Consider the following 23,832-nt stretch of genomic DNA (forward strand, 5'->3'; position numbering starts at 1 on the left):
CAAATATCCCGCCCAATGTTGTACGACGACGTATGACAAATAATAAAAACAACAAAAGAAAGGGAGCCTCACTGTGCGTCAATTCGCCCGCAATTCCTCCTGTCGCCTCGGGTTCATCAGCCTCGGCAGCCTCGCGTTCACATTGCCCCTCACCGCCCACGCCGAAGGGTTCGTCGAAGACGCGAAAGCCACGCTCAACCTGCGCAATGCCTACTTCAATCGCAACTTCACCGACCCCACCAATCCCCAGGGCAAGGCCGAAGAGTGGACGCAGAACTTCATTCTCGACGCCAAGTCCGGGTATACCCGTGGCACCCTGGGTTTGGGCATTGACGTACTGGGCCTGTACTCGCAAAAGCTCGATGGTGGCAAAGGCACCGCCGGCACCCAGTTGCTGCCCGTGCACGATGACGGCCGCCCGGCCGATAACTTCGGACGCCTGGGCGTGGCGCTGAAAACCAGGTTATCGAAGACCGAGCTGAAGGTCGGCGAATGGATGCCGGTACTGCCGATCCTGCGCTCCGATGACGGTCGCTCCCTGCCCCAGACCTTCCGCGGCGGCCAGGTGACGTCCAACGAGATTGCCGGTCTGACCCTCTACGGTGGCCAGTTCCGCGGCAACAGCCCGCGCAACGACGCGAGCATGGAAGACATGTTCATGAACGGCAGAGCCGCGTTCACCTCCGACCGTTTCAACTTCGGCGGCGGCGAATACACGTTCAACGACAAGCGCACCCAGGTCGGCCTGTGGTACGCCGAGCTCACCGATATCTACCAGCAACAGTACCTCAACCTCACCCACAGCCAGCCGGTGGGCGACTGGACCCTGGGCGCCAACCTCGGTTTCTTCAATGGCAAGGAAGACGGCAGCGCGCTGGCCGGCGACCTCGATAACAAGACCGCCTTCGCCCTGCTTTCGGCCAGGTACGGCGGCAACACCTTCTACGTCGGCCTGCAAAAACTCACCGGCGACAGTGCGTGGATGCGCATCAACGGCACCAGCGGCGGCACCCTGGCCAACGACAGCTACAACGCCAGTTATGACAACGCCAAGGAAAAATCCTGGCAACTGCGCCACGACTTCAACTTTGTGGTGCTCGGCATTCCCGGGTTGACCATGATGAACCGCTACATCAGCGGCAGTAACGTGCATACCGGCGCGATTACCGATGGCAAGGAGTGGGGCCGCGAGTCCGAGCTGGCCTACACCGTACAGAGCGGTGCGTTGAAGAATTTGAACGTGCGCTGGAGGAACTCGACCATGCGTCGGGATTTCAGCAACAACGAATTCGATGAGAATCGGATCTTTGTCAGCTATCCGATATCACTGCTGTAAGGTCGCGGGCGGTCTGTCAGCCACCGCAAAACCACTGTGGAGGGGGCTTGTACACCGCTCTCTGTAGGAGCGAGGGGGCGCCTGGCTCTTGCTCGCGAAAAATATCAACGATAACGCGTGCTTCCTGAATGAACGCGGTGCCTGTGAGCTTTTCGCGAGCAAGCTCGCTCCTACAAAAGCCAGCGGTGGCCAGTGAACGATGTATTTGCAGGCAGTCCCTCCCACATTTGATCTCACTGGCTGGATGGGCGTTGACAACACAGGGAATCCCTCACACTATTTCCGCATAGTCATACGACAACCTACAACAAAAATTGGAATGCCCATGACCACCATCAGCCCCACTCCCTTCAACCGCATCCTGCTCACCGGCGCCGCCGGTGGCCTGGGTAAAGTCCTGCGCGAACGCATGCGGCCCTACGCCAATGTGCTGCGCCTGTCGGACATCGCCGACATGGCCCCCGCCGCCGCCCATGAAGAAGTGCAACCCTGCGATCTTTCCGACAAACAAGCCGTGCACCATCTGGTGGAAGGCGTCGATGCGATCCTGCACTTTGGCGGCGTGTCGGTGGAGCGTCCCTTTGAAGAAGTGCTCGGTGCCAATATCAGTGGCGTCTTCCACATCTACGAAGCCGCGCGCCGTCATGGGGTCAAGCGTGTGATCTTCGCCAGCTCCAACCACGTGATCGGCTTCTACAAGCAGGGCGAACAACTCGATGCCCATTCACCGCGCCGTCCGGACAGCTACTACGGCCTGTCCAAGTCCTATGGCGAAGACATGGCGAGTTTCTACTTCGATCGCTACGGCATCCAGACCGTGAGCATCCGTATCGGCTCGTCGTTCCCGCAACCACAGAACCGCCGGATGATGCACACGTGGTTGAGCTTCGACGACCTGACCCAACTGCTCGAACGCGCGCTGTACACGCCGGACGTGGGGCACACCGTGGTCTACGGCATGTCGGACAACCTCGACACCTGGTGGGACAACCGCTATGCCGCGCACCTGGGTTTTGCCCCCAGGGACAGCTCCGAAGTGTTCCGCGCCCAGGTCGAGGCCCAGCCGCCGGTGGCGGACGATGACCCGGCCAGAATCTATCAGGGCGGCGCGTTCTGCGCGGCAGGCCCGTTCGGTGACTGAGTTCACGTAACCCAAGGGAATGAGTGGCGATGAGTGCAGAATTGATTGTCGACGCCCGCAACGCCGTGGGCGAATGCCCGGTGTGGGTGCCCGAGGAAAATGCCCTGTACTGGGTGGATATCCCCAACGGTCGGCTACAGCGCTGGAACGCGGCCACGGGCCAGGTTGCAACGTGGCAAGCCCCGCAGATGCTCGCCTGTATTGCCCGCACTGACGCGGGCAACTGGGTCGCCGGCATGGAGTCCGGGTTTTTCCAGCTGACCTCGCACAGCGATGGCAGCCTCGATACCACGCTCCTGGCCGGGGTCGAGCATCCACGCGCGGACATGCGCCTCAACGACGGGCGTTGCGACCGCCAGGGCCGATTCTGGGCCGGCAGCATGGTGCTGAACATGGGCCTGAACGCCGCCGAAGGCATCTTGTATCGCTACGCGGCCGGCTCGACGCCCCATGCCCAACTGGACGGTTTCATTACCTTGAACGGCCTGGCCTTCAGCCCTGACGGCCGTACGATGTACGCCTCGGATTCACACCCGTTGGTGCAACAAATCTGGGCCTTCGACTACGACATTGATACCGGTACGCCGTCCAACCGCCGCGTGTTTGTCGACATGCATCGACACCTCGGTCGGCCGGATGGTGCAGCGGTAGACGCAGACGGCTGCTACTGGATCTGCGCCAACGACGCCGGTCTGGTGCACCGCTTCACCCCGGACGGTCGCCTCGACCAGTCCCATCACGTACCGGTAAAGAAACCCACCATGTGCGCCTTTGGCGGCAGTCGCCTGGACACGCTGTACGTCACCTCGATCCGTGACGACACGAGTGAGCAATCACTGTCCGGTGGCGTGTTCGCCCTCAACCCCGGCGTCCAGGGACTGCCCGAACCCCGCTTCATCCTCTAGCTGCATCGCTGTGCCTTGAATACAACAATAACAAGACAGGAATGAAACCCCATGGACTTCAAACGCACCTTGCTCGCCGCCACACTCGTCGCCCTCAGCAGCGCCGCCCACGCACTGGAAATCAAATTTGCCGACATCCACCCCGCCGGCTACCCCACCGTCGTCGCCGAAGAAAACATGGGCAAGGCCCTGACCAAGGAAAGTAACGGCGAACTGACCTTCAAGTACTTCCCGGGCGGCGTGCTCGGCTCCGAGAAGGAAGTGGTCGAACAGGCCCAGGTCGGCGCCGTGCAGATGACCCGCGTCAGCCTCGGCATCGTCGGCCCGGTGGTGCCCGACGTCAATGTGTTCAACCTGCCCTTCGTGTTCCGTGACCAGGCACATATGCGCAAGGTCATCGACGGCGAAATCGGCGATGAAATCCTCGCCAAGATCACCCACTCCGAGTTCGGCCTGGTCGCCCTGGCCTGGATGGACGGCGGCACGCGCAACCTCTACACCAAGAAACCGGTGCGCAAGATCGAAGACCTCAAGGGCATGAAGATTCGCGTGCAGGGCAACCCGCTGTTCATCGATGCCTTCAACGCGATGGGCGCCAATGGCATCGCCATGGACACCGGCGAAATTTTCAGCGCCTTGCAGACCGGCGTGATAGACGGCGCGGAAAACAACCCGCCGACACTGCTCGAGCACAACCACTACCAGAACGCCAAGTACTACACCCTCACCGAGCATCTGATCCTGCCCGAGCCCATCGTGATGTCGAAGATCACCTGGAACAAGCTCACCCCCGCGCAGCAGGACATGGTCAAGAAAGCCGCCAAGGCCGCCCAGGCTGACGAGCGCGTGTTGTGGGACGCCAAGTCCGCCAGCAGTGAAGCCAAGCTCAAGGCCGCCGGTGTCGAGTTCATCACCGTCGACAAAAAGCCCTTCTATGACGCCACCGCGCAGGTTCGTGCCAAGTACGGCGCGCCTTACGCCGACATCATCAAGCGTATCGACGCCGTTCAGTAAGCACCTTCCCCCCCAGCTAGGCCCGGCGCGGTCGACACCGACGCGCCCGGTTACGGTGAACGCCATGAAGAATCTACTGCTGCGCATCAATGACCGCATCTACATGACCTGCATCTGGGTCGCCGGCCTTTCGGTCCTCGGGGTCGCATTGATCATTCCCTGGGGCATTTTCGCCCGCTACATCCTCGGCACCGGCTCAAGCTGGCCGGAACCCACCGCCATCCTGCTGATGCTGGTGTTCACCTTTATCGGCGCCGCCGCCAGCTACCGCGCCGGTGCGCATATGTCGGTGGCCATGGTCACCGACCGCTTGCCTGCCACCCAACGCCGCGCCGTCGGCATTGTTTCGCAACTGCTGATGGGCACCATCTGTCTGTTCATGACGATCTGGGGCACCAAGCTGTGCCTGTCCACCTGGAACCAGTTCATGAGCGCCATCCCTACCCTGCGCGTCGGCATCACTTATATGCCGATTCCGATTGGCGGTTTGCTGACCCTGATCTTCGTGATTGAGAAACTGCTGCTGGGCGACCAGAGCAACCGGCGCGTGGTGCGCTTCGATCTGATAGAAGAAAGCGAAGGGGCCGCCTGATATGGACGCATTGATTCTGTTGGGCAGTTTTATCGCCTTGATCCTGATCGGCATGCCGGTGGCCTACGCCCTGGGTTTGTCGGCGCTGATCGGCGCATGGTGGATCGACATCCCGTTCCAGGCCCTGATGATCCAGGTGGCGGGCGGGGTGAACAAGTTTTCGCTGATGGCGATCCCGTTCTTCGTGCTGGCCGGCGCGATCATGGCCGAGGGCGGCATGTCGCGGCGGCTGGTGGCGTTTGCCGGCGTGCTGGTGGGCTTTGTGCGCGGCGGTCTATCCCTGGTCAACATCATGGCCTCGACGTTTTTCGGCGCGATCTCAGGCTCATCGGTGGCCGATACCGCGTCGGTCGGTTCGGTGCTGATTCCGGAGATGGAACGCCGCGGCTACCCCAGGGAGTTTGCGACAGCCGTGACGGTCAGCGGCTCGGTGCAGGCGCTGCTGACGCCGCCCAGCCATAACTCGGTGCTCTATTCGCTGGCAGCGGGCGGCACGGTCTCCATCGCTTCGCTGTTCATGGCCGGCGTGGTACCGGGCCTGCTGATGAGCGCGTGCCTGATGGTGCTGTGCCTGATATTCGCGAAAAAGCGCGACTACCCCAAAGGCGAAGTCATCCCCTTGAAGCAGGCGCTGAAGATCGCCGCCGATGCGCTCTGGGGCCTGATGGCCATGGTGATCATCCTCGGCGGCATCCTGTCGGGTATCTTCACCGCCACCGAGTCGGCCGCGATTGCAGTGCTGTGGGCGTTCTTCGTGACCATGTTCATCTACCGCGACTACAAATGGCGCGAGCTGCCCAAGCTGATGCACCGCACGGTGCGCACCATTTCTATCGTAATGATCCTGATCGCCTTCGCCGCCAGCTTCGGCTACATCATGACCCTGATGCAGATCCCGGCGAAGATCACCACGCTGTTCCTGACCCTGTCGGACAACCGCTACGTGATCCTGATGTGCATCAACGTCATGCTGCTGTTGCTCGGCACGGTGATGGACATGGCGCCGCTGATCCTGATCCTCACGCCGATCCTGCTGCCGGTGATCCTGGGCATCGGCGTCGATCCGGTGCATTTCGGCATGATCATGCTGGTGAACCTCGGGATTGGCCTGATCACCCCGCCGGTGGGCGCGGTGTTGTTCGTGGGCGCGGCGGTGGGCAAGGTCAGTATCGAGAAGACCGTGAAGGCGCTGCTGCCGTTTTATGCGGTGCTGTTCCTGGTGCTGATGGCGGTGACCTATATTCCGGCACTGTCGCTGTGGTTGCCGAGCGTGGTGCTATAAACCCAATTTCAAGAACAAGGATGCATGAATGTGAGAGGGGGCAAGCCCCCTCCCACATTTTGAGCAGCGCGGTATTTACCATTTCCTTAGGGCAGGTCAATCGTGATTGAGCTTTCGGACCCCTTCACCCATCTGGTGCTCGCCCCGGCCATCGGCGGCGCCATCGTGAACTGGACGGTACGCGCCACCGGCCAACCGCTGCTGCGCCATAGCGATGAGCAGGCGATCAATACCGGACTGCCGGGAAAATTGGGCTGCTACCCACTGGCGCCCTGGTCCAACCGTGTCGCCGAGGGAGGCTTCGACAACCCACGCGGCTGGCTGGCGCTCAAGCCCAATAGCCTCACCGACCCGCTGCCGATTCACGGCTCGGCCTGGCAACAGGCGTGGCAAGTGAGCAGCCAAACCACCGATGAAGTGGTGCTGCACTTACTCTGCGACACACCGTTCGCGTACCGCGCAGAGCAACGGTTTCGGTTGCGCGACGGTGTGCTGGCGATTGAATTGCGCGTGACTCATCTGGCCGAAAATACGGCGTGGCATGGGCTGGGGTTGCATCCGTATTTCCCGCGTCGTCCGGATACGCGATTGCAGGCAAAAGCGTCGCAGGTGTGGATGAGCGATGCGGCCAAGCTGCCGACGCAATTGACGGCGGTGCCGCAGGATTGGGATTTCAGGCAAACCAGAACGCTGCCGCAAAGCCTGGTGGACAATGGATTTGTTGGCTGGGATGGGCACTGCCTGATCGAGCAACCGCAGCTTGGCTACAGCCTCGAATGCCAGGCCACCGGCGCCGATTACTTCCTGCTGTATTGCCCGCCAGGGTTGGAGTTTTTCTGCATCGAGCCGGTAAGCCATCCGGTAAATGCCCATCACCTGCCGGGAAGACCGGGCCTGAAGCTGCTGGAACAAGGCCAGTCAACCCACCTCAATTTCAACCTGAAATACACTCCAAATGTGAGAGGGGGCTTGCCCCCGATTGCAGTGGGTCAGTCTGAGCATCTTTGACTGAAACACCGCTATCGGGGGCAAGCCCCCTCCCACATTTTGCTCCCTGTTGTGTCAGGGTCAGGGGGGTGAGTTTTTCAGGCGCCCGGCAGTGTCGATACTCACCACCACCGACAACCCCGGCCGCAACCGTTCGCTCTCGGCCTGGTCAGGGTCCACGGTGATCCGCACCGGCACGCGCTGGGCGATCTTGACGAAGTTGCCGGTGGCGTTGTCCGCCTGCAACAGGCTGAACTCCGAGCCGGTCGCAGGGGAAATATGCTGCACCGTGCCGTGAAACCTGCGGTGGTTCAACGCATCCACGGTAAACGTCACCGGCTGGCCGACCTGCACATTGTCCATCTGGGTTTCCTTCATATTGGCGATCACCCACAACTGCTTGGGCACCAGCGCCATCAACTGCGCGCCGGAGTTGACGTAGGCCCCGAGGCGCACGCCGATCTGCCCCAACTGGCCATCCCGGGGCGCGGTGATGCGGGTGTTGGACAGGTCGATCCGCGCCAATTCCACCGCCGCCTCCGCGCTGGCCACCGCCGCCTCCAGGGAGCCGCGATTGACGATCACCGTTTGCAGGTCCTGCCGGGCGATTTCCAGGCTGGCCTGGGCCTGGGCCACGGCGGCGACGGTCTGGGCATTGGCGGCACGGGTCACGTCCAGCTCACGCCTGGACACCGAGCCGTCGCTGATCAGCTCTTCGTTGCGGCGCAGGTCGGCGGTGCTTTTGCGCGCCTGGGCCTGGCTGTCGACCAGCGCGGCCTGACGCAACTTGATGGTCGCTTCGGCGCTGTTGCGTTGCTGCACCACATTGGCCAGCGAAGCCTTCTGCACCGCCAGTTGCGCCAAGGCCTGGTCCAAGCGCTGCTTGTAGATGCGATCATCGAGGCGCACCAGCAGGTCACCGGCTTTCACATACTGGAAGTCCTGCACCGGCACTTCGAATACATAACCGCTGAGCTGCGGGCCGATGATCGTCACCTGCCCACGAACCAAGGCGTTTTCGGTGGTTTCCACGGCGCTGCTGAACGGGGGCAGCTGCCACGCGTACAGCACGATCAACACCCCGACAATGGCAACCGCGGCAAAGCCCAGGGACGAAAGGATGCGTACTCGCAACGAGCGCGGTTCGGTCACGGCGGCGCCCGGTGGCGTGGTGCCCTCGGGCGTGGAAGCGATGGCGTTGGTGGTCGTGGTCGTGGGTTCGGTCATGAAGAGGCGCCGACAGGTTGAACAGGAGGGGTTGCTGCTTTGGTGGTGCTCATCAGCCACAGGCTGCGGATAAAGATCCAGATCATGGTCAGGATCGCGATAATCGCAATCAGCATGAAGACATCGTTGTACGCCATGACGTTCGCCTCGCGGGTGGCCGCCGTGGCCAGGCTGCGAATGCCCATGAGGTTGCGCAGTTCCGGGTCGGCAACGATACCACCATAGGCCGAGCCGCCGCTCTGTACCCGCGCCGCGACGCGGGGGTCGAGCAAGGTCAGATGTTCGGTAATCATGCTCGAGTGGTACTTCTCGCGCACGATCTGGAAGGTGCCGAGCAACGCCGCGCCGATCAGACCGCCGAGGTTCTGGCAAATCCCGAACATCACCGAAAAACTCACCAGGTTGCGCGGGTTGGTCAATACATTCTTGGTGCCCAGCACCATGGTCGGCCCGAGAAAGAAGGTCCCGCCGAAGCCTAGCAGGAACTGGCTGATATACAGGTTCTGCGGCCGCGTCAGGTTGCTGGAAAAACTGTCCATCACCGACCCCGTCGCCATCAGCGCCAGGGAAATGATCAGCGGCATCAACAGATGCGCCGGATTGATCGTCAATGCACTGACCACCAGCCCGGCGATCGCCCCGGCCAGCATCACCACATACAGCGTATGCATCTGCTGGTAACTCATGTTCAGCATCTGCATGAAACCCACCGCACCGGTGGATTGTTCGGACAGCACCATACGAATCAGGATCACCGCCAGGGCCAGGCGAATCATGGTGCCGCTGCCCAGCCAGCGCGTCATCAGCATCGGGTTGGCGCGGTTATGCTCGATGGCCAACCCGGCCATGATCAGCACCAGCGAACAGGCCGAGGCGATGCCGATCCAGGGCGCTTCCAGCCACCAGTCGATGCGTCCCAAGGACAACACCGCGCAGAGCAAGGCAACGCCGGTGGCCAGGATCGCGAAGGTGAGGAAATCGAGTTTTTCGAAGGTCTTGAATCGGTCGCCGGGCGGCAATTTCAACAGAAACACACAGCCCAGGCAGATCAGCGCCAGGCCCAGCTCGAACAGGTACAGCCCGCGCCATTCGGCGATTTGCAGCAAATCCTCGGAGAACAGCCGCGCCAGGGGTAACGCCAGCTGCGCGGTGCCCAGCCCCAGCACCAGGGCTTTCAAGCGCCACTTGGCCGGGAACGCCTGGATCATGTAGTACAAGCCCAATGAACTCAGCGCCGCCCCCACCATGCCGTGGGCCGCCCGCACGGCGATGGCCGAGTTGAGGTCGTTGACGAACAAGTGGCCGAAGGTCACCAGCGCATACAACACCAGGAACACTTCGGTAAACGCCCGCAGGCCGAACTGCTGGCGAAACTTCACCAGCAGCAGGTTCATGCACACGTTGGTCATCACATAGGCGGCGGGTAGCCAGGCCATTTCCGCCGTGGTCGCGCCCAGGGCGCCTTGCAGGTATTGCAGGTTGGCGATAACCAACGCGTTGCCCAGGCCACCCGTGATTGCCACCAGCACACCCACCAGCGCAAACAGCCAGCGTTTGTGGGTGGGGTGCAGCGGCGTCGACGGCGAACCGGGCAGGCTCGGCCGCTCGTGGGGCTGCCAGGTGTGGGGGGTGTATTTATCCATTCGGTGACCTTGATGAACCGACGTGCAAGGCCGGTGAAGCCATTACTGGGAGAACAGTAACCTGAGGTACGTTCATCTCGCCATCTATCAAGCGTGCACGGTCAACACCGTTCAGTCGATCGTTCCTTTTTGATCGTTCCCACGCTCCGCGTGGGAACGATCATCAGGTCCGGAGCAAAGCATTCATCAGCATTCCAGCCGCCACCAGCACGCACAAACCGGCAAACCCCACCTGCAACGCCCGCGCTGGAATCACCGAACACAAGCGACGTCCCGCCAGCATGCCGACGATACTTGCACCAATAAATCCCCAGCCCACCGGCTCGATGTTCACCCCGGCATGAAAGGCCCCCACCACACCGATCAACGACAGCAGGCTGACCACCATCAACGAGGTCGCGACGATCCCGCGCATCTGCACATCGGTCAGTTGCTTGAACGCCGGTACGATCAGAAAACCGCCGCCCACGCCGAGCAAACCCGAGACCGCGCCGGTCACCGCGCCCAGTGCCGCCAGGGTGGCAGTGCATTTGGCGGTCCACGCCAGGCGTCCGGTCTGCTGGTTGAGCATGCAGTTCTTCTGGCCCCAGGACGCCGCGCCATGGTCACTCGGCCCGGCCTCGACCTTTTCGCGCCGCACCATGCGCCAGGCCACCAGCACCATCAGGGCGCTGAACAAGCCCATCAGCACCGGCTCCGACAGTTGATGAGCGACGAACACACCGAGCGGTGAAAACAGCGCGCCCAGCAAGGCGATCAATAACGCGGCGCGATAACGCACCAGGCCATGGCGCAGGCCGTCAATCGCCCCCACCGCCGCCGCTGCGCCTACCGCAAGCAAGGACACCGGCGCGGCCTGGGTCATCGTCAACCCCAGTCCCAACACCAGCGCCGGCACCCCGAGGATGCCGCCGCCCGCGCCGGTCAGGCCCATGACCAGGCCCATCAATACACCCAACACACTGGCCAGCAGCATTCAGTCCACCTTGCTCAGGCGGGTCAGCCACTCGCGGCCCTTGAGCATGCCGTTCCAGTAGAACCACGGCAGCAACGTGGCCTTGAGGAACCACATCGAGCGGCGCGCCTGGGTGGGGTCGAGGGGAAAGGTCGGCAACAGCTTGCCGCCATAGCCGAACTCGGCCAGCACCACCTTGCCCTTCTCCACCGTCAACGGGCAGGAACCGTAGCCGTCGTACTTGAGCGGCAGCGGCGCTTGTTTGCGCAGGGCCAGCAGGTTCTCGGCCACGACCACGATCTGCTTGCGTACCGCTGCGGCGGTCTTGGCGTTGGAGGTGCCGCACACGTCGCCCAGGCTGAAGATGTGCGGATAGCGCAGGTGCTGCAGGCTGTGGGGGTTTACTTCGCACCAGCCTGCGGCGTCGGCCAGCGGGCTTTGGCGGATAAAATCCGGGGCGACTTGCGGCGGCACGACGTGGAGCATATCGAAGGTTTTCTCTTCGACCCTCACGTTGCCCTCTGCGTCCTTGACTTCAAACCAGGCTTTGCGCGCCGGGCCGTCGACCTTCACAAGGTTGGCATTGAACGCCAGGCGTGCGTTGTATTTCTCGACGTACTCCATCAACGGCGGCACAAAGGTCGCCACGCCGAACAGCGCGGCACCGGCCAGGTTGAATTCGACGTCGATGTTTTTCAGGCTGCCCTGCTTGAGCCAGTGATCGCAGGACAGGTACATGGCTTTCTGCGGCGCACCGGCACACTTGATCGGCATGGCCGGCTGGGTGAAGAGCGCCTTGCCACCCTTGAGCTGCTGCACCAGTTGCCAGGTGTAGGCCGCGTGTTCGTAACTGTAGTTGGAGGTGACGCCGTGGCGACCGAGGGTATCCTGCAAGCCCTCGATCTTTTCCCAGGCCAGGCGCAGGCCCGGGCAGACAATCAGGTTGTTCCAGGTGACGCGCTGGCCACTGTCGAGCACCAGGGTCTGCTCGTCAGGCAATAACTCGCTGGCGGCGGCCTGGATCCAGGTGACCCCGTTGGGCAGTACGTCGGCCAGCGGGCGCCGGGTCTTTCGCAGGTCGTAGGCGCCGCCGCCCACTAGGGTCCAGGCGGGCTGATAGCAATGGAAGTCGTTGGGTTCGATCAGGATGATGTTCAGCCGCGGGTCGCGCTTGAGCAGGCTGGCCAGCAGGCCGATGCCTGCCGAGCCGCCGCCGATGACGACGATATCGCCACTGATGGTGGGTCCCCAGTGTTGTTCGGTCATTGTCTACTGCCTTTTTCAGTCAATGCACACAAGGGTCGCTGCCGGATGGCGTCACGCCCAGCTTTTTATCACCGCGCCGCAGTACAGGCCGGACAGGGTCTTCATCACTTGAATCACTTCGTGGCTGGCCAGCCCGTAGAAGATGTATTTACCTTCCCGACGGGTGGCGACCAACCCTTCGTCCCGCAGGATGCCCAACTGTTGTGACAGCGTGGGCTGGCGCACGCCGGTCTGGGCTTCCAGCTCGCCGACGTTGCGTTCGCCCAGGGTCAACTGGCAGAGGATCAACAAGCGGTCTTCATTGGCCAGCGCCTTGAGCAAGGAACAGGCCTTGGACGCCGATGCACGCAACTGGGCGACCTCGCCCTCACTCAACGTAGATTCCATTTGCCTCGGTTCCTTCATCTCACTTAAGCTCAAGACATTATGTTTAAACGTAAACTGATTGTAACCACATTTTTCCCAAGCAGAGACAGCCGCCATGCCAGCGTTGATTCAAGCCTTTCTGGATGAGGCATCGTCGACCTACACCTATGTAGTCTATGAAGCCGATGGCGGCCCCTGTGCCATCGTCGATTCAGTGCTCAACTACGACCCGGCGTCCGGGCGCACCGATACCGCACAGGCCGACAAGGTGATTGCCTTCGTGCGCGCGCATGGCCTGCAGGTGCAGTGGCTGCTGGAAACCCACGCCCACGCCGATCACCTATCCGCCGCGCCGTACCTGCGCCGCACCCTGGGCGGCAAGATTGCGATCGGCCAGTCCATCAGCAAGGTGCAGGGTGTGTTCAAGCACCTGTTCAACCTGGAGCCGGAGTTCCGTGTCGATGGCTCGCAGTTCGATCACCTGTTTGCGCCGGATGAAATCTTTCATATCGGCGGCTTGCAGGCCCAGGCGCTGCATGTACCCGGGCATACCCCGGCGGACATGGCCTACCTGATCGATGGCCGCTTGATACTGGTGGGCGACACGCTGTTCATGCCCGATGTCGGCACCGCCCGCTGCGACTTCCCCGGCGGTGATGCGCGGCAGTTGTACGCGTCGATGCGCAAGCTGCTGGCGTTCCCGCCTGAAACCCGGCTGTACGTGTGCCATGACTATCCACCCGAGGGCCGCGATGCCAAGTGCCAGACCACGGTGGCTGAACAGCGCGCGCAGAATATCCATGTGCATGACGGCGTGGATGAGGCGGCGTTTGTCACGATGCGCACCACCCGGGATGCCGGGCTGGGGATGCCGACGCTGCTGTTGCCGGCGATCCAGGTGAATGTGCGGGCGGGGCACATGCCGCCGCCGGAAGACAATGGCGTCACCTACCTCAAGATTCCCGTCAACCAACTTTGAAATGCGGTAAAAAATGTGGGAGGGGGCTTGCCCCCGATGGCGGTGGGTCAGCTACAGATAAGCTGACTGTCACACCGCTATCGGGGGCAAGCCCCCTCCCACATGTTGTTCCGTGTTGAATCAGGAGCCCAGGTTTATGCCGTTGGCCGGCAACGGCAGCGCGGTTTTGTAGCGCACCTGCTTCAAGGCAAAACTGGAGCGGATATTCGCCACCCCCGGCACCTTGGTCAGAAAATCCATCATGAAACGCTCCAGCGACTGGATCGTCGGCACCAGCACCCGGATCAGGTAATCCGGGTCGCCGGCCATCAGGTAACACTCCATCACTTCCGGCCGGTCCGAGATTGCGCCTTCAAATTGCTGCAACGCCAGTTCATTCTGCTTTTCCAGGCTCACATGGATGAACACGTTGACATGCAGCCCCAGCAGGTCGGCGTCCAGCAGCGTGACCTGCTCGCGAATCAGGCCCAGTTCTTCCATCGCCTTCACCCGGTTGAAGCACGGCGTGGGCGACAGGTTGACCGAACGGGCGAGGTCGGCGTTGGTGATACGGGCATTCTCCTGCAGGGCATTGAGAATGCCGATATCGGTACGGTCCAGTTTGCGCATGAGACAAAATCACCTGTTTATTATGTTTATGCAGATTTTTTATCCTTAAATGATCCTGAGCGCAACGAAACACAGATAAATATTCTTCTACGCCACGCCTATGATTGTTGTAGGACAAGATTTCTTCTACCCGAAGACTGACTGTCAGCTAGCGCGCCCACTACAAGAAATTCACAAGATCGAGCGTAGAAAGCCATGACCCAGCCGTATGCACCGCTGCGCCTGCACGTTCCCGAACCTTCGGGCCGCCCAGGCTGCAAGACCGACTTCACCTACCTGCGCCTGACCGACGCCGGCCTGGTACGCAAACCCGCCATCGACGTAGAACCGGCCGACACCGCCGACCTGGCCAAGGGCCTGATCCGCGTGCTCGACGACCAGGGCCAGGCGCTCGGGCCGTGGGCCGAGGGTGTCTCGGCTGACATCATGCGCAAAGGCATGCGCGCGATGCTCAAGACGCGCATCTTCGACAACCGCATGGTGGTCGCCCAGCGCCAGAAAAAAATGTCGTTCTACATGCAGAGCCTTGGCGAAGAAGCCATCGGCAGCGCCCAGGCCCTGGCCTTGAATATCGACGACATGTGCTTCCCCACCTACCGCCAGCAAAGCATCCTGATGGCCCGCGACGTGCCGCTGGTGGATCTGATCTGCCAACTGCTGTCCAACGAACGCGACCCGCTCAAGGGCCGCCAGTTGCCGATCATGTACTCGGTCAAGGACGCCGGTTTCTTCACCATTTCCGGCAACCTCGCCACACAGTTCGTACAGGGTGTGGGCTGGGGCATGGCGTCGGCGATCAAGGGTGATACCAAGATCGCCTCGGCCTGGATCGGCGACGGCGCCACCGCTGAATCCGACTTCCACACCGCCCTCACCTTCGCCCACGTCTACCGCGCCCCGGTGATCCTCAACGTGGTGAATAATCAATGGGCAATCTCCACCTTCCAGGCCATTGCCGGCGGTGAAGCCACGACCTTCGCCGGACGCGGCGTCGGTTGCGGTATCGCCTCCCTGCGCGTGGACGGCAACGACTTTATCGCCGTGTACGCCGCCTCCGCCTGGGCCGCCGAGCGTGCCCGCCGCAACCTGGGGCCGACACTGATCGAGTGGGTGACCTACCGCGCCGGTCCGCACTCCACCTCCGATGATCCGTCCAAGTACCGCCCCGCCGATGACTGGAGTCACTTCCCATTGGGCGATCCGATTGCCCGCCTCAAACAGCACCTGATCAGGATTGGCCAGTGGTCCGACGAGGAACACGCGGCGGTCAGCGCCGAACTGGAAGCCGAAGTCATCGCCGCGCAAAAACAGGCCGAACAGTACGGCACCCTGGCCGGTGGTCAGATTCCAAGCGCCGCGACCATGTTCGAAGACGTCTATAAAGAGATGCCGGAGCACTTGAAGCGCCAGCGTCAAGAGCTGGGGGTCTGACATGAACGATCACAACAACAGCATCGAACTGGAAACAGCCATGACCACCACCACCATGACCATGATCCAGGCCCTGCGCTCGGCCATGGATGTGATGCTTGAACGGGACGACAACGTGGTGGTGTTCGGCCAGGACGTCGGTTACTTCGGCGGCGTGTTCCGCTGCACCGAAGGTCTGCAGACCAAGTACGGCAGCTCGCGGGTATTCGACGCGCCGATTTCCGAAAGCGGCATCATCGGCGTGGCGGTGGGCATGGGCGCCTACGGCCTGCGCCCGGTCGCGGAAATCCAGTTTGCCGACTACGTCTACCCCGCCACCGACCAGATCATCTCCGAAGCCGCGCGCCTGCGTTATCGCTCGGCCGGCCAGTTCACCGCGCCCCTGACCATGCGCATGCCGTGCGGCGGCGGCATCTACGGCGGCCAGACCCATAGCCAGAGTATCGAAGCGGTGTTCACCCAGGTCTGCGGCTTGCGCACGGTGATGCCGTCCAACCCCTATGACGCCAAGGGCCTGCTGATCGCCTCCATCGAAAACGATGACCCAGTGATCTTCCTTGAACCCAAGCGCCTGTATAACGGCCCGTTCGATGGCCATCATGACCGCCCGGTCACCCCGTGGTCGAAACACCCGCAAGCGCAAGTGCCGGACGGCTACTACACCGTGCCGCTGGACGTGGCCGCCATCGTGCGTCCGGGTTCGGCCGTGACCGTGCTGACCTACGGCACCACCGTGTATGTGTCGCAGGTCGCCGCCGAAGAAACCGGCATCGACGCCGAAGTCATCGACCTGCGCAGCCTGTGGCCGCTGGACCTGGACACCATCGTCAAGTCGGTGAAAAAGACCGGCCGTTGCGTGGTGGTGCACGAAGCCACGCGCACCTGCGGCTTTGGCGCCGAGCTGGTCGCCCTGGTGCAGGAGCACTGCTTTCATCACCTGGAAGCGCCGATCGAGCGCGTCACCGGCTGGGACACGCCCTACCCGCACGCGCAGGAGTGGGCGTATTTCCCAGGCCCGTCCCGAGTGGGCGCGGCGTTGAAACGGGTCATGGAGGTCTGAATGGGCACGCACGTTATCAAGATGCCGGACATTGGCGAAGGCATCGCCGAAGTTGAACTGTCGCAATGGCATGTGAAGGTCGGCGACCTGGTGGTTGAAGACCAGGTGCTGGCGGATGTGATGACCGACAAAGCGATGGTGGACATTCCCTCGCCGGTCCACGGCAAGGTGATTTCTCTGGGCGGCGAGCCGGGTGAAGTCATGGCGGTGGGCAGTATCCTGATCAGCATTGAAGTGGAAGGCGCCGGTAACGCCAAGGACGCGCCGGCCGTGGCCGCACCGGTGGAGAAAGCCGCGCCGGTGCTGAAGAGCAAGCCGGAACCGGTTCAAAGCAAGCCCGCGCCTGCCGCCGCGAAGGTCCAGGCACCGGTGGCCCGCGAGGCCAATGAGCGCCCGCTGGCCTCCCCCGCCGTGCGTAAACATGCCCTGGATGCGGGTATCCCGTTGCGCCTGGTACAGGGCTCCGGCCCGGCCGGACGAATCCTGCATGAGGACCTTGAGGCTTACCTTCAGCAAGGCGCGCGCGCACCTTCGAGCGCTGCCAACCCTTACACCGAACGCAACGACGAGCACCAGATCCCGGTGATCGGCATGCGCCGCAAGATCGCCCAGCGCATGCAGGACGCCACCCGCCGCGCCGCGCATTTCAGCTACGTGGAAGAAATCGACGTCACCGCGCTGGACGAGTTGCGCGTGCACCTCAATGACAAACACGGCGCCACGCGCGGCAAGCTGACCCTGCTGCCCTTTATCGTGCGCGCCATGGTGGTGGCACTGCGCGACTTCCCGCAGATCAACGCGCGCTATGACGACGAAGCCCAGGTCATCACCCGCCTCGGCGCCGTGCATGTGGGCGTCGCCACCCAGAGCGACGTCGGCCTGATGGTGCCGGTGGTGCGCCACGCCGAGGCCCGCAGCCTGTGGGGCACGGCAGAGGAAATCGCGCGTTTGGCCAACGCCGCGCGCAATGGCAAGGCCAGCCGCGAAGAGCTGTCGGGCTCGACCATCACCCTGACCAGCCTCGGCGCGCTGGGCGGCATTGTCAGCACGCCGGTGCTGAACCTGCCGGAAGTGGCGATTGTCGGCGTCAACCGCATCGTCGAGCGGCCGATGGTGATAAAAGGCCAGATCGTGGTGCGCAAGATGATGAACCTCTCCAGCTCGTTCGATCACCGTGTGGTCGATGGCATGGACGCGGCGCAATTCATCCAGGCCGTGCGCGGCCTGCTCGAACAACCCGCCAGCCTGTTCCTGGAGTAAGGGCATGACTCAGACACTACACACCACGCTGCTGATTATCGGCGGCGGCCCTGGCGGTTACGTGGCCGCGATTCGCGCCGGCCAACTGGGCATCCCGACCATTTTGGTGGAAGGCCAGGCGCTGGGCGGCACCTGCCTGAACATCGGCTGCATTCCGTCCAAGGCCTTGATCCATGTGGCCGAGCAATTCCAGCAGACGGTACACCACAGCCAGGGCTCGCCACTGGGCATCGAAGTGGACGTGCCCACCCTGGACATCCGCAAAAGCGTGGAATGGAAAGACGGCATCGTCGACCGCCTGACCACCGGCGTCGCCGCGTTGTTGAAAAAGCACAAGGTGCAGGTGATCCATGGCTGGGCCAAGGTGGTGGACGGCAAGACCGTCGACGTCGGCGAGCAGCGCATCCAGTGCGAACACCTGCTGCTGGCCACCGGTTCCAAAAGCGTCGAGCTGCCGATGCTGCCGCTGGGCGGGCCGGTCATTTCATCCACCGAAGCGCTGGCTCCGAGCCACGTACCGAAGCGGCTGATCGTGGTGGGCGGCGGTTACATCGGCCTGGAACTGGGCATCGCCTACCGCAAGCTCGGCGCCGAAGTCAGTGTGGTCGAAGCACAGGAGCGCATCCTGCCGGCCTATGACGCCGAGCTGACCCAGCCGGTTAACGAATCGATCAAGCAACTCGGGATCAAGCTGTACCTCAAGCACAGCGTCACCGGCTTTGCCGATAACTGCCTGCAAGTGCGCGATCCGAATGGCGACACCCTGTCGCTGGAAACCGATCAGGTGCTGGTGGCCGTGGGTCGCAAACCCAACACCCAGGGCTTCAACCTCGAAGCGCTGAACCTGGACATGAACGGCGCCGCGATCAAGATCGACAGCCGCTGCCAGACCAGCATGCGCAATGTGTATGCCATCGGCGACCTGAGCGGCGAGCCCATGCTGGCGCACCGGGCCATGGCCCAGGGTGAAATGGTTGCCGAACTGATCAGCGGCAAAGCCCGCGAATTCAACCCGGCGGCGATTCCGGCGGTGTGCTTTACCGACCCGGAACTGGTGGTGGTGGGCAAGAGCCCGGACGAGGCCAAAGCTGCCGGCCTGGACTGCATCGTGTCGAGCTTCCCGTTCGCCGCCAACGGGCGGGCCATGACCTTGGAGTCGAAAACCGGCTTCGTGCGGGTGGTGGCGCGGCGTGACAATCACCTGATTGTCGGCTGGCAGGCAGTGGGAGCCGGCGTATCGGAACTGTCCACTGCGTTTGGCCTGAGCCTGGAAATGGGTGCACGCCTGGAAGATGTGGCCGGCACCATCCACGCCCATCCGACCTTGGGTGAGGCCGTGCAGGAAGCGGCGTTGCGGGCGTTGGGGCATGCGTTGCATCTGTAAAACCGTGGCGAGGCCATCGCGGGCAAGCCCCCTCCCACATTTGGAATGCATTTTAAATGTGGGAGGGGGCTTGCCCCCGATAGCAGCGGATCAGCCAATAGAGATGTGGAATGGTCCAACCGCCCGCTCCCACACCGGCCAAGAATGCAGTATTGTTGAGCCCATCCAGAAAAAAATCCGACTTGACCAGAGATTAGAGGGTGTCATGGGTAACGAAAGCATCAATTGGGACAAGCTGGGTTTTGACTACATCAAGACCGACAAGCGGTTTCTCCAGGTCTGGAAAAACGGCGAATGGCAAGCAGGCACCCTGACCGACGACAACGTGCTGCACATCAGCGAGGGCTCCACCGCCCTGCACTATGGCCAGCAGTGCTTTGAAGGCCTCAAGGCCTACCGCTGCAAGGACGGATCGATCAACCTGTTCCGTCCGGACCAGAACGCCGCGCGCATGCAGCGCAGCTGCGCCCGCCTGCTGATGCCGCATGTGTCGACCGAAGACTTCATCGAAGCCTGCAAGCAAGTGGTCAAGGCCAACGAGCGCTTCATCCCGCCTTACGGCAGCGGCGGCGCGCTGTACCTGCGCCCGTTCGTGATCGGCACCGGTGACAACATCGGTGTGCGCACCGCGCCGGAGTTCATCTTCTCGGTGTTCGCCATCCCGGTCGGTGCCTATTTCAAAGGCGGCCTGGTGCCCCACAACTTCCAGATCTCCACCTTCGACCGCGCCGCCCCACAGGGCACCGGCGCGGCGAAAGTGGGCGGTAACTATGCCGCCAGCCTGATGCCGGGCTCGGAAGCGAAAAAATCCGGTTTCGCCGACGCGATCTACCTGGACCCGATGACCCATTCGAAAATCGAAGAGGTCGGCTCGGCCAACTTCTTCGGCATCACCCACGACAACCAGTTCATCACGCCGAAGTCGCCTTCGGTACTGCCGGGCATCACCCGCCTGTCGCTGATCGAACTGGCCCAGAGCCGCCTGGGCCTTACCGTGGTCGAGGGCGAAGTGTTCATCGACAAGCTGGATCAATTCAAGGAAGCCGGCGCCTGCGGCACCGCGGCGGTGATCTCGCCGATCGGCGGCATCCAGTACAACGGCAAGCTGCACGTGTTCCACAGCGAAACCGAAGTGGGCCCGATTACCCAGAAGCTCTACAAAGAACTGACGGGCGTGCAGACCGGTGACGTTGAAGCGCCGGCGGGTTGGATCGTCAAGGTCTGATAGCCACAACGCAAAACCCAATGTGGGAGGGGGCTTGCCCCCGATAGCGGTGGATCAGTCAATATTTTCGGTGACTGACACACTGCAATCGGGGGCAAGCCCCCTCCCACATTTGATCTCCAGTGTTCTTAAGATTGGGCAGGGATATTCCCGGCAATCTTCTTGCCCATGCTGATCCTCGGTTCCACCCCATATCCCAACGCCTCGTAGAACCCCACCACCGCGTCATTGCCGCCGGTGATCTGCAGGTTGATCTTCATGCAACCCAACGCCGTCAACGCCTGCTCCGCGTAACGCACCAACGACGACCCCAGGCCATGGCGACGATAATCGGCACGCACCGCCACCGAATACAGCCACCCGCGATGGCCGTCATAGCCGGCCAGGATCGTGCCGATCACGGCCTTTTTATCGGTCGCGACAAAGAACAAACCGTCATTGACCGCCAGCTTTCTATCGATCGCCAGGCTCGGCAGGTTATGCGCGGTGTCATAGCCGAATGCCTCCTGCCACAACTCGATCACCTGCGCACGGTGCTGACGGTCGCGATACGGGCCGATGGGGTGCCGGGACAGCAGGGCCTTTTCCATGACCAGCGTGCGTTCATTGCCATGATAGACATCGCGCACGGTGTGAAACCCCAGCTTGCTGTAGAACGGCTCGGCGGTCAGCGAGGACGGCACACTCAACACCGTCACTCCGGCTTCGCGGGCGCGCAATTCGATCTCGATCATCAACAGCCGACCAATGCCCTGCCCTTGCAGCGCCGGGTTGACGAATACCGAGCGCACCACGTTGGCGTCGAGGGCGGCGGTGGCGACGATCACCTGATCCTGGATGGCCACCAGCACGACACGGCGCTTGAGCAGCGCCAGCACGGCATCGGGGCTGAAATTACTCGCCACGCGGGCAATCACATCCGCCGGGTAATCCTGCGCATTGCTGCTGTGCAAGGCCGCCAGGATGACCTGGCTGATGCCTTCGGCATCGGTGGTTTGGGCAAGACGAACAGCGGTAGACATGATTGCTCCTGGCTGCGGGCGCTCTGACAGGCACCACCATACCAAGTCCCCACCCCTATTTTCTAACTGTGCCCGCTTGAAATGCGTTTGCCGGGCTTGGTGCCCACCAGCCTGGCCTGCCCATCTTTCTGTTTGCCCGTGCGCGCCTCGCTGATCAGCCCCGGAATCAACTTGCCTTCCGGCAGGTTCTTCCAGAACCGGCTCGGCAAATGCCCTTCCATCACCTTGGGGTTCAAGCGCGCCGGGTTGAAGATGTGACTGTAATAGGTCAACCACATGGCGCTGTGCGGGTCTTCGACATTCTGCGCCAGTTGCTGCCACGCCTCGGGGCACCGGCGTTGGTGAATCAATTGCTCGCCGTCGTAATACACCCCATCCAGGGGCGTTGCGATCATCCAGCGATGCCGGCCCATGCGCCCGATAAAATGCTGGCTGGCGCTGTGCAAAATATCGTGGGCCGGCTCGTGCCAGGCCACGTACTCCGGCAGCTCGGGGCCCGCTTCGGCCGGCAGTGCAATAAACCGCACAAACGCATGCAAGTGATGGGCTTCACGACTGACCTGCTTGATGCGGCGCTGCAACTCGCTGCCCAACTTGTCACCGGCCAGCATGGCCGTGCGGTCGCCATGGCTGACCCGCCACAACACTTCGTAGAGCAAACTCCAACGCTGATCGCCGTGGTAACAGGCGGCCGACTCCAGCAGTTGCAACAAGGCCTTGGGAATGCGCGCCTGGAACGGGCCCAACCCGGAAGAAATGGGCTCGTCGGTGGCAAACAGATCCGCCACCTCGGTTGCGCCCCAGCTCACCTGGCTGGGGTCGACCTGATGGCTGAGCAGCCAGCGCGCCTGTTCGCGCCAGGTGCTGAACAGGTTGTCGCATTCCAGGCTGATCATCCCCACAACCCCATCTGTTGCGGTTGCGGGCGATCGCGCAGCTGTTCGCGCAGCAACACACTGGTGCTATCGGCCTGCTGTGGGTGGTAATCGCTGGTGATGAAAAATGGCTTGGCCTTGGCCAGCACACAGCGCATGCGCGCCAGGTCTTCGAAGCGGATCTTGCGTTCGCGGCGCAGGTCCACCAGGCGCTGGGTGGTGCGCAGGCCAATGCCGGGGATACGCGCGATCAAGGTCGGTTCGGCGCGGTTAAGATCGAGGGGGAATACCTCGCGATGCTCCAGGGCCCACGCCAGCTTGGGGTCGATATCCAGGGCCAGGTCGCCGGGGCCTTCGAACAGTTCATTGGCGCTGAAGCCATAGCTGCGCAACAGAAAGTCGGCCTGGTACAGACGATGCTCGCGCATCAACGGCGGCGCAGCCAGGGGCACGCTCTTGGGGCTGTTGGGAATCGGGCTGAACGCCGAGTAATACACACGGCGCAGTTTGTAGTTGCCATACAAGGCTTCGGCACCGTGCAGGATGGTGCTGTCATCGGTGTCGTCGGCGCCGACGATCATCTGTGTGCTCTGCCCGGCCGGCGCGAAACGCGGTGCGCGGGGTTCGTTGAGCACCGTCTGTTCACCGGTGTAGATGGTCTGCATGGCCTGCTTGATCGAGACGATCTGCTTTTCCGGCGCCAGGGTTTGCAGGCTGGCATCGGTGGGCAGTTCGATATTCACGCTCAGGCGGTCGGCATAGCGCCCGGCCTCGGCGATCAATGCGGGGTCGGCTTCGGGAATGGTCTTGAGATGGATATAGCCACGAAAGTCGTGCTCCTCGCGCAGCAGCTTGGCGACCCGCACCAACTGCTCCATGGTGTAGTCGGCCGAGCGGATGATGCCGGAACTGAGAAACAAACCGCTGACGCAATTGCGCTTGTAGAAGTCCAGGGTCAGGGTGACCACCTCTTCCGGGCTGAAGCGCGCGCGGGGCACATCGCTGGAACGGCGGTTGACGCAATACTGGCAGTCGTAGAGACAGAAGTTGGTGAGTAAAACCTTGAGCAGCGACACGCAACGGCCATCGGGCGTATAGCTGTGGCAAATGCCCATGCCATCGGTGGAACCCAGCCCGGCCTTGCCTTCGGAGCTGCGCTTGGGCGCGCCACTGCTGGCGCACGAAGCGTCGTACTTGGCGGCGTCGGCGAGAATGCTGAGCTTTTCGATCAACTGCATGGAGAGCTACCGATACTGGTTTTTTGTACAGTATC

The 23,832-nt window shown here is 62.2% G+C and carries 22 protein-coding genes; 13 read left to right on the plus strand and 9 right to left on the minus strand.

The annotated features are described in order from the left end of the window. Window positions 1–73: 73 nt before the first annotated feature. From BOP93_RS16755 to BOP93_RS16785, 7 genes are all read left to right on the plus strand, one after another. A complete protein-coding gene (locus BOP93_RS16755; protein WP_104503505.1) occupies window positions 74–1,336 on the plus strand; it encodes an OprD family porin in 1,263 nt (420 codons plus the stop codon). Between the two features lie 325 nt (window positions 1,337–1,661). Next, window positions 1,662–2,477 (plus strand): NAD-dependent epimerase/dehydratase family protein, encoded by an 816-nt coding sequence (locus BOP93_RS16760; protein WP_104503506.1) that lies wholly within the window; start codon window positions 1,662–1,664, stop codon window positions 2,475–2,477. A 29-nt stretch (window positions 2,478–2,506) separates the two neighbouring features. Further along, window positions 2,507–3,382, plus strand: a complete 876-nt coding sequence (locus tag BOP93_RS16765) for an SMP-30/gluconolactonase/LRE family protein (protein WP_104503507.1) — start codon at window positions 2,507–2,509, stop codon at window positions 3,380–3,382. A gap of 51 nt (window positions 3,383–3,433) precedes the next feature. Continuing rightward, the gene (locus tag BOP93_RS16770) at window positions 3,434–4,396 is read left to right on the plus strand and encodes a TRAP transporter substrate-binding protein (protein ID WP_104503508.1); all 963 of its coding nucleotides are present in this window, start codon (window positions 3,434–3,436) and stop codon (window positions 4,394–4,396) included. A gap of 64 nt (window positions 4,397–4,460) precedes the next feature. Beyond that, window positions 4,461–4,988, plus strand: coding sequence for a TRAP transporter small permease (locus tag BOP93_RS16775; RefSeq protein WP_104503509.1), 528 nt, complete (start codon window positions 4,461–4,463; stop codon window positions 4,986–4,988). A 1-nt stretch (window position 4,989) separates the two neighbouring features. After that, window positions 4,990–6,270 (plus strand): TRAP transporter large permease, encoded by a 1,281-nt coding sequence (locus tag BOP93_RS16780; protein WP_104503510.1) that lies wholly within the window; start codon window positions 4,990–4,992, stop codon window positions 6,268–6,270. A gap of 102 nt (window positions 6,271–6,372) precedes the next feature. Continuing rightward, window positions 6,373–7,278 carry an aldose 1-epimerase gene (locus BOP93_RS16785; RefSeq protein WP_104503511.1) on the plus strand — a complete coding sequence of 302 codons (906 nt, stop codon included), beginning with the start codon at window positions 6,373–6,375 and terminating at the stop codon, window positions 7,276–7,278. A gap of 60 nt (window positions 7,279–7,338) precedes the next feature. On the opposite strand, the gene BOP93_RS16790 is transcribed toward BOP93_RS16785, so the two are convergent. The 5 genes from BOP93_RS16790 to BOP93_RS16810 form a co-directional block, all read right to left on the minus strand. Next, window positions 7,339–8,484, minus strand: coding sequence for an HlyD family secretion protein (locus tag BOP93_RS16790; protein ID WP_104503512.1), 1,146 nt, complete (start codon window positions 8,482–8,484; stop codon window positions 7,339–7,341). Continuing rightward, on the minus strand, window positions 8,481–10,127 hold the full coding sequence (locus BOP93_RS16795; protein ID WP_104503513.1) for an MFS transporter: 1,647 nt from the start codon (window positions 10,125–10,127) through the stop codon (window positions 8,481–8,483). The genes BOP93_RS16790 and BOP93_RS16795 overlap by 4 nt, the downstream gene beginning before the upstream one ends. A gap of 163 nt (window positions 10,128–10,290) precedes the next feature. After that, window positions 10,291–11,103: a sulfite exporter TauE/SafE family protein gene (locus tag BOP93_RS16800; protein ID WP_065933992.1), complete on the minus strand. Its 813-nt coding sequence runs from the start codon at window positions 11,101–11,103 to the stop codon at window positions 10,291–10,293. Further along, entirely contained in the window at window positions 11,104–12,348 is a 1,245-nt protein-coding gene (locus tag BOP93_RS16805; protein ID WP_104503514.1) for an FAD/NAD(P)-binding oxidoreductase, read from the minus strand. A 51-nt stretch (window positions 12,349–12,399) separates the two neighbouring features. Continuing rightward, a complete protein-coding gene (locus tag BOP93_RS16810) occupies window positions 12,400–12,735 on the minus strand; it encodes an ArsR/SmtB family transcription factor (protein WP_057007617.1) in 336 nt (111 codons plus the stop codon). A gap of 94 nt (window positions 12,736–12,829) precedes the next feature. Here BOP93_RS16810 and BOP93_RS16815 point away from each other — a divergent pair, with 94 nt between their 5' ends. After that, the gene (locus BOP93_RS16815) at window positions 12,830–13,693 is read left to right on the plus strand and encodes an MBL fold metallo-hydrolase (protein ID WP_104503515.1); all 864 of its coding nucleotides are present in this window, start codon (window positions 12,830–12,832) and stop codon (window positions 13,691–13,693) included. Window positions 13,694–13,813: 120 nt separating this feature from the next. On the opposite strand, the gene bkdR is transcribed toward BOP93_RS16815, so the two are convergent. Continuing rightward, entirely contained in the window at window positions 13,814–14,302 is a 489-nt protein-coding gene (bkdR, locus tag BOP93_RS16820; protein ID WP_065891861.1) for a Bkd operon transcriptional regulator BkdR, read from the minus strand. A 195-nt stretch (window positions 14,303–14,497) separates the two neighbouring features. Between bkdR and BOP93_RS16825 the strand changes: the two genes are divergently transcribed. From BOP93_RS16825 to BOP93_RS16845, 5 genes are all read left to right on the plus strand, one after another. Then, on the plus strand, window positions 14,498–15,733 hold the full coding sequence (locus BOP93_RS16825; RefSeq protein ID WP_104503516.1) for a 3-methyl-2-oxobutanoate dehydrogenase (2-methylpropanoyl-transferring) subunit alpha: 1,236 nt from the start codon (window positions 14,498–14,500) through the stop codon (window positions 15,731–15,733). Between the two features lies 1 nt (window position 15,734). Beyond that, window positions 15,735–16,793: an alpha-ketoacid dehydrogenase subunit beta gene (locus BOP93_RS16830; protein WP_065884833.1), complete on the plus strand. Its 1,059-nt coding sequence runs from the start codon at window positions 15,735–15,737 to the stop codon at window positions 16,791–16,793. Next, on the plus strand, window positions 16,794–18,053 hold the full coding sequence (locus BOP93_RS16835) for a dihydrolipoamide acetyltransferase family protein (protein ID WP_104503517.1): 1,260 nt from the start codon (window positions 16,794–16,796) through the stop codon (window positions 18,051–18,053). A 4-nt stretch (window positions 18,054–18,057) separates the two neighbouring features. Continuing rightward, on the plus strand, window positions 18,058–19,437 hold the full coding sequence (gene lpdA / locus BOP93_RS16840; protein ID WP_104503518.1) for a dihydrolipoyl dehydrogenase: 1,380 nt from the start codon (window positions 18,058–18,060) through the stop codon (window positions 19,435–19,437). A 205-nt stretch (window positions 19,438–19,642) separates the two neighbouring features. Continuing rightward, window positions 19,643–20,662, plus strand: coding sequence for a branched-chain amino acid aminotransferase (locus tag BOP93_RS16845; protein WP_057721658.1), 1,020 nt, complete (start codon window positions 19,643–19,645; stop codon window positions 20,660–20,662). Window positions 20,663–20,790: 128 nt separating this feature from the next. Here the strand turns inward: BOP93_RS16845 and BOP93_RS16850 are convergent, their stop codons facing one another. The 3 genes from BOP93_RS16850 to BOP93_RS16860 form a co-directional block, all read right to left on the minus strand. Then, a complete protein-coding gene (locus tag BOP93_RS16850) occupies window positions 20,791–21,684 on the minus strand; it encodes a GNAT family acetyltransferase (RefSeq protein WP_104503519.1) in 894 nt (297 codons plus the stop codon). Window positions 21,685–21,746: 62 nt separating this feature from the next. After that, entirely contained in the window at window positions 21,747–22,580 is an 834-nt protein-coding gene (locus BOP93_RS16855; protein ID WP_104503520.1) for a TIGR03915 family putative DNA repair protein, read from the minus strand. Further along, the gene (locus BOP93_RS16860; protein ID WP_065891856.1) at window positions 22,577–23,797 is read right to left on the minus strand and encodes a putative DNA modification/repair radical SAM protein; all 1,221 of its coding nucleotides are present in this window, start codon (window positions 23,795–23,797) and stop codon (window positions 22,577–22,579) included. The genes BOP93_RS16855 and BOP93_RS16860 overlap by 4 nt, the downstream gene beginning before the upstream one ends. Window positions 23,798–23,832: the final 35 nt, after the last annotated feature.

This window comes from Pseudomonas orientalis, from assembly GCF_002934065.1.
Taxonomy (GTDB): domain Bacteria; phylum Pseudomonadota; class Gammaproteobacteria; order Pseudomonadales; family Pseudomonadaceae; genus Aquipseudomonas; species Aquipseudomonas orientalis_A.

Bases quoted from the DNA above. Each gene is read 5' to 3' on its own strand.
- BOP93_RS16835 (WP_104503517.1), top strand. From the start codon at position 16,794: ATGGGCACGCACGTTATCAAGATGCCGGACATTGGCGAAGGCATCGCC.
- BOP93_RS16775 (WP_104503509.1), top strand. From the start codon at position 4,461: ATGAAGAATCTACTGCTGCGCATCAATGACCGCATCTACATGACCTGC.
- BOP93_RS16805 (WP_104503514.1), bottom strand. From the start codon at position 12,348: ATGACCGAACAACACTGGGGACCCACCATCAGTGGCGATATCGTCGTC.
- BOP93_RS16780 (WP_104503510.1), top strand. From the start codon at position 4,990: ATGGACGCATTGATTCTGTTGGGCAGTTTTATCGCCTTGATCCTGATC.
- BOP93_RS16800 (WP_065933992.1), bottom strand. From the start codon at position 11,103: ATGCTGCTGGCCAGTGTGTTGGGTGTATTGATGGGCCTGGTCATGGGC.
- BOP93_RS16815 (WP_104503515.1), top strand. From the start codon at position 12,830: ATGCCAGCGTTGATTCAAGCCTTTCTGGATGAGGCATCGTCGACCTAC.
- BOP93_RS16855 (WP_104503520.1), bottom strand. From the start codon at position 22,580: ATGATCAGCCTGGAATGCGACAACCTGTTCAGCACCTGGCGCGAACAG.
- BOP93_RS16790 (WP_104503512.1), bottom strand. From the start codon at position 8,484: ATGACCGAACCCACGACCACGACCACCAACGCCATCGCTTCCACGCCC.
- BOP93_RS16795 (WP_104503513.1), bottom strand. From the start codon at position 10,127: ATGGATAAATACACCCCCCACACCTGGCAGCCCCACGAGCGGCCGAGC.
- BOP93_RS16860 (WP_065891856.1), bottom strand. From the start codon at position 23,797: ATGCAGTTGATCGAAAAGCTCAGCATTCTCGCCGACGCCGCCAAGTAC.
- BOP93_RS16765 (WP_104503507.1), top strand. From the start codon at position 2,507: ATGAGTGCAGAATTGATTGTCGACGCCCGCAACGCCGTGGGCGAATGC.
- lpdA (WP_104503518.1), top strand. From the start codon at position 18,058: ATGACTCAGACACTACACACCACGCTGCTGATTATCGGCGGCGGCCCT.
- BOP93_RS16825 (WP_104503516.1), top strand. From the start codon at position 14,498: ATGACCCAGCCGTATGCACCGCTGCGCCTGCACGTTCCCGAACCTTCG.
- bkdR (WP_065891861.1), bottom strand. From the start codon at position 14,302: ATGCGCAAACTGGACCGTACCGATATCGGCATTCTCAATGCCCTGCAG.
- BOP93_RS16830 (WP_065884833.1), top strand. From the start codon at position 15,735: ATGAACGATCACAACAACAGCATCGAACTGGAAACAGCCATGACCACC.
- BOP93_RS16845 (WP_057721658.1), top strand. From the start codon at position 19,643: ATGGGTAACGAAAGCATCAATTGGGACAAGCTGGGTTTTGACTACATC.
- BOP93_RS16770 (WP_104503508.1), top strand. From the start codon at position 3,434: ATGGACTTCAAACGCACCTTGCTCGCCGCCACACTCGTCGCCCTCAGC.
- BOP93_RS16760 (WP_104503506.1), top strand. From the start codon at position 1,662: ATGACCACCATCAGCCCCACTCCCTTCAACCGCATCCTGCTCACCGGC.
- BOP93_RS16850 (WP_104503519.1), bottom strand. From the start codon at position 21,684: ATGTCTACCGCTGTTCGTCTTGCCCAAACCACCGATGCCGAAGGCATC.
- BOP93_RS16810 (WP_057007617.1), bottom strand. From the start codon at position 12,735: ATGGAATCTACGTTGAGTGAGGGCGAGGTCGCCCAGTTGCGTGCATCG.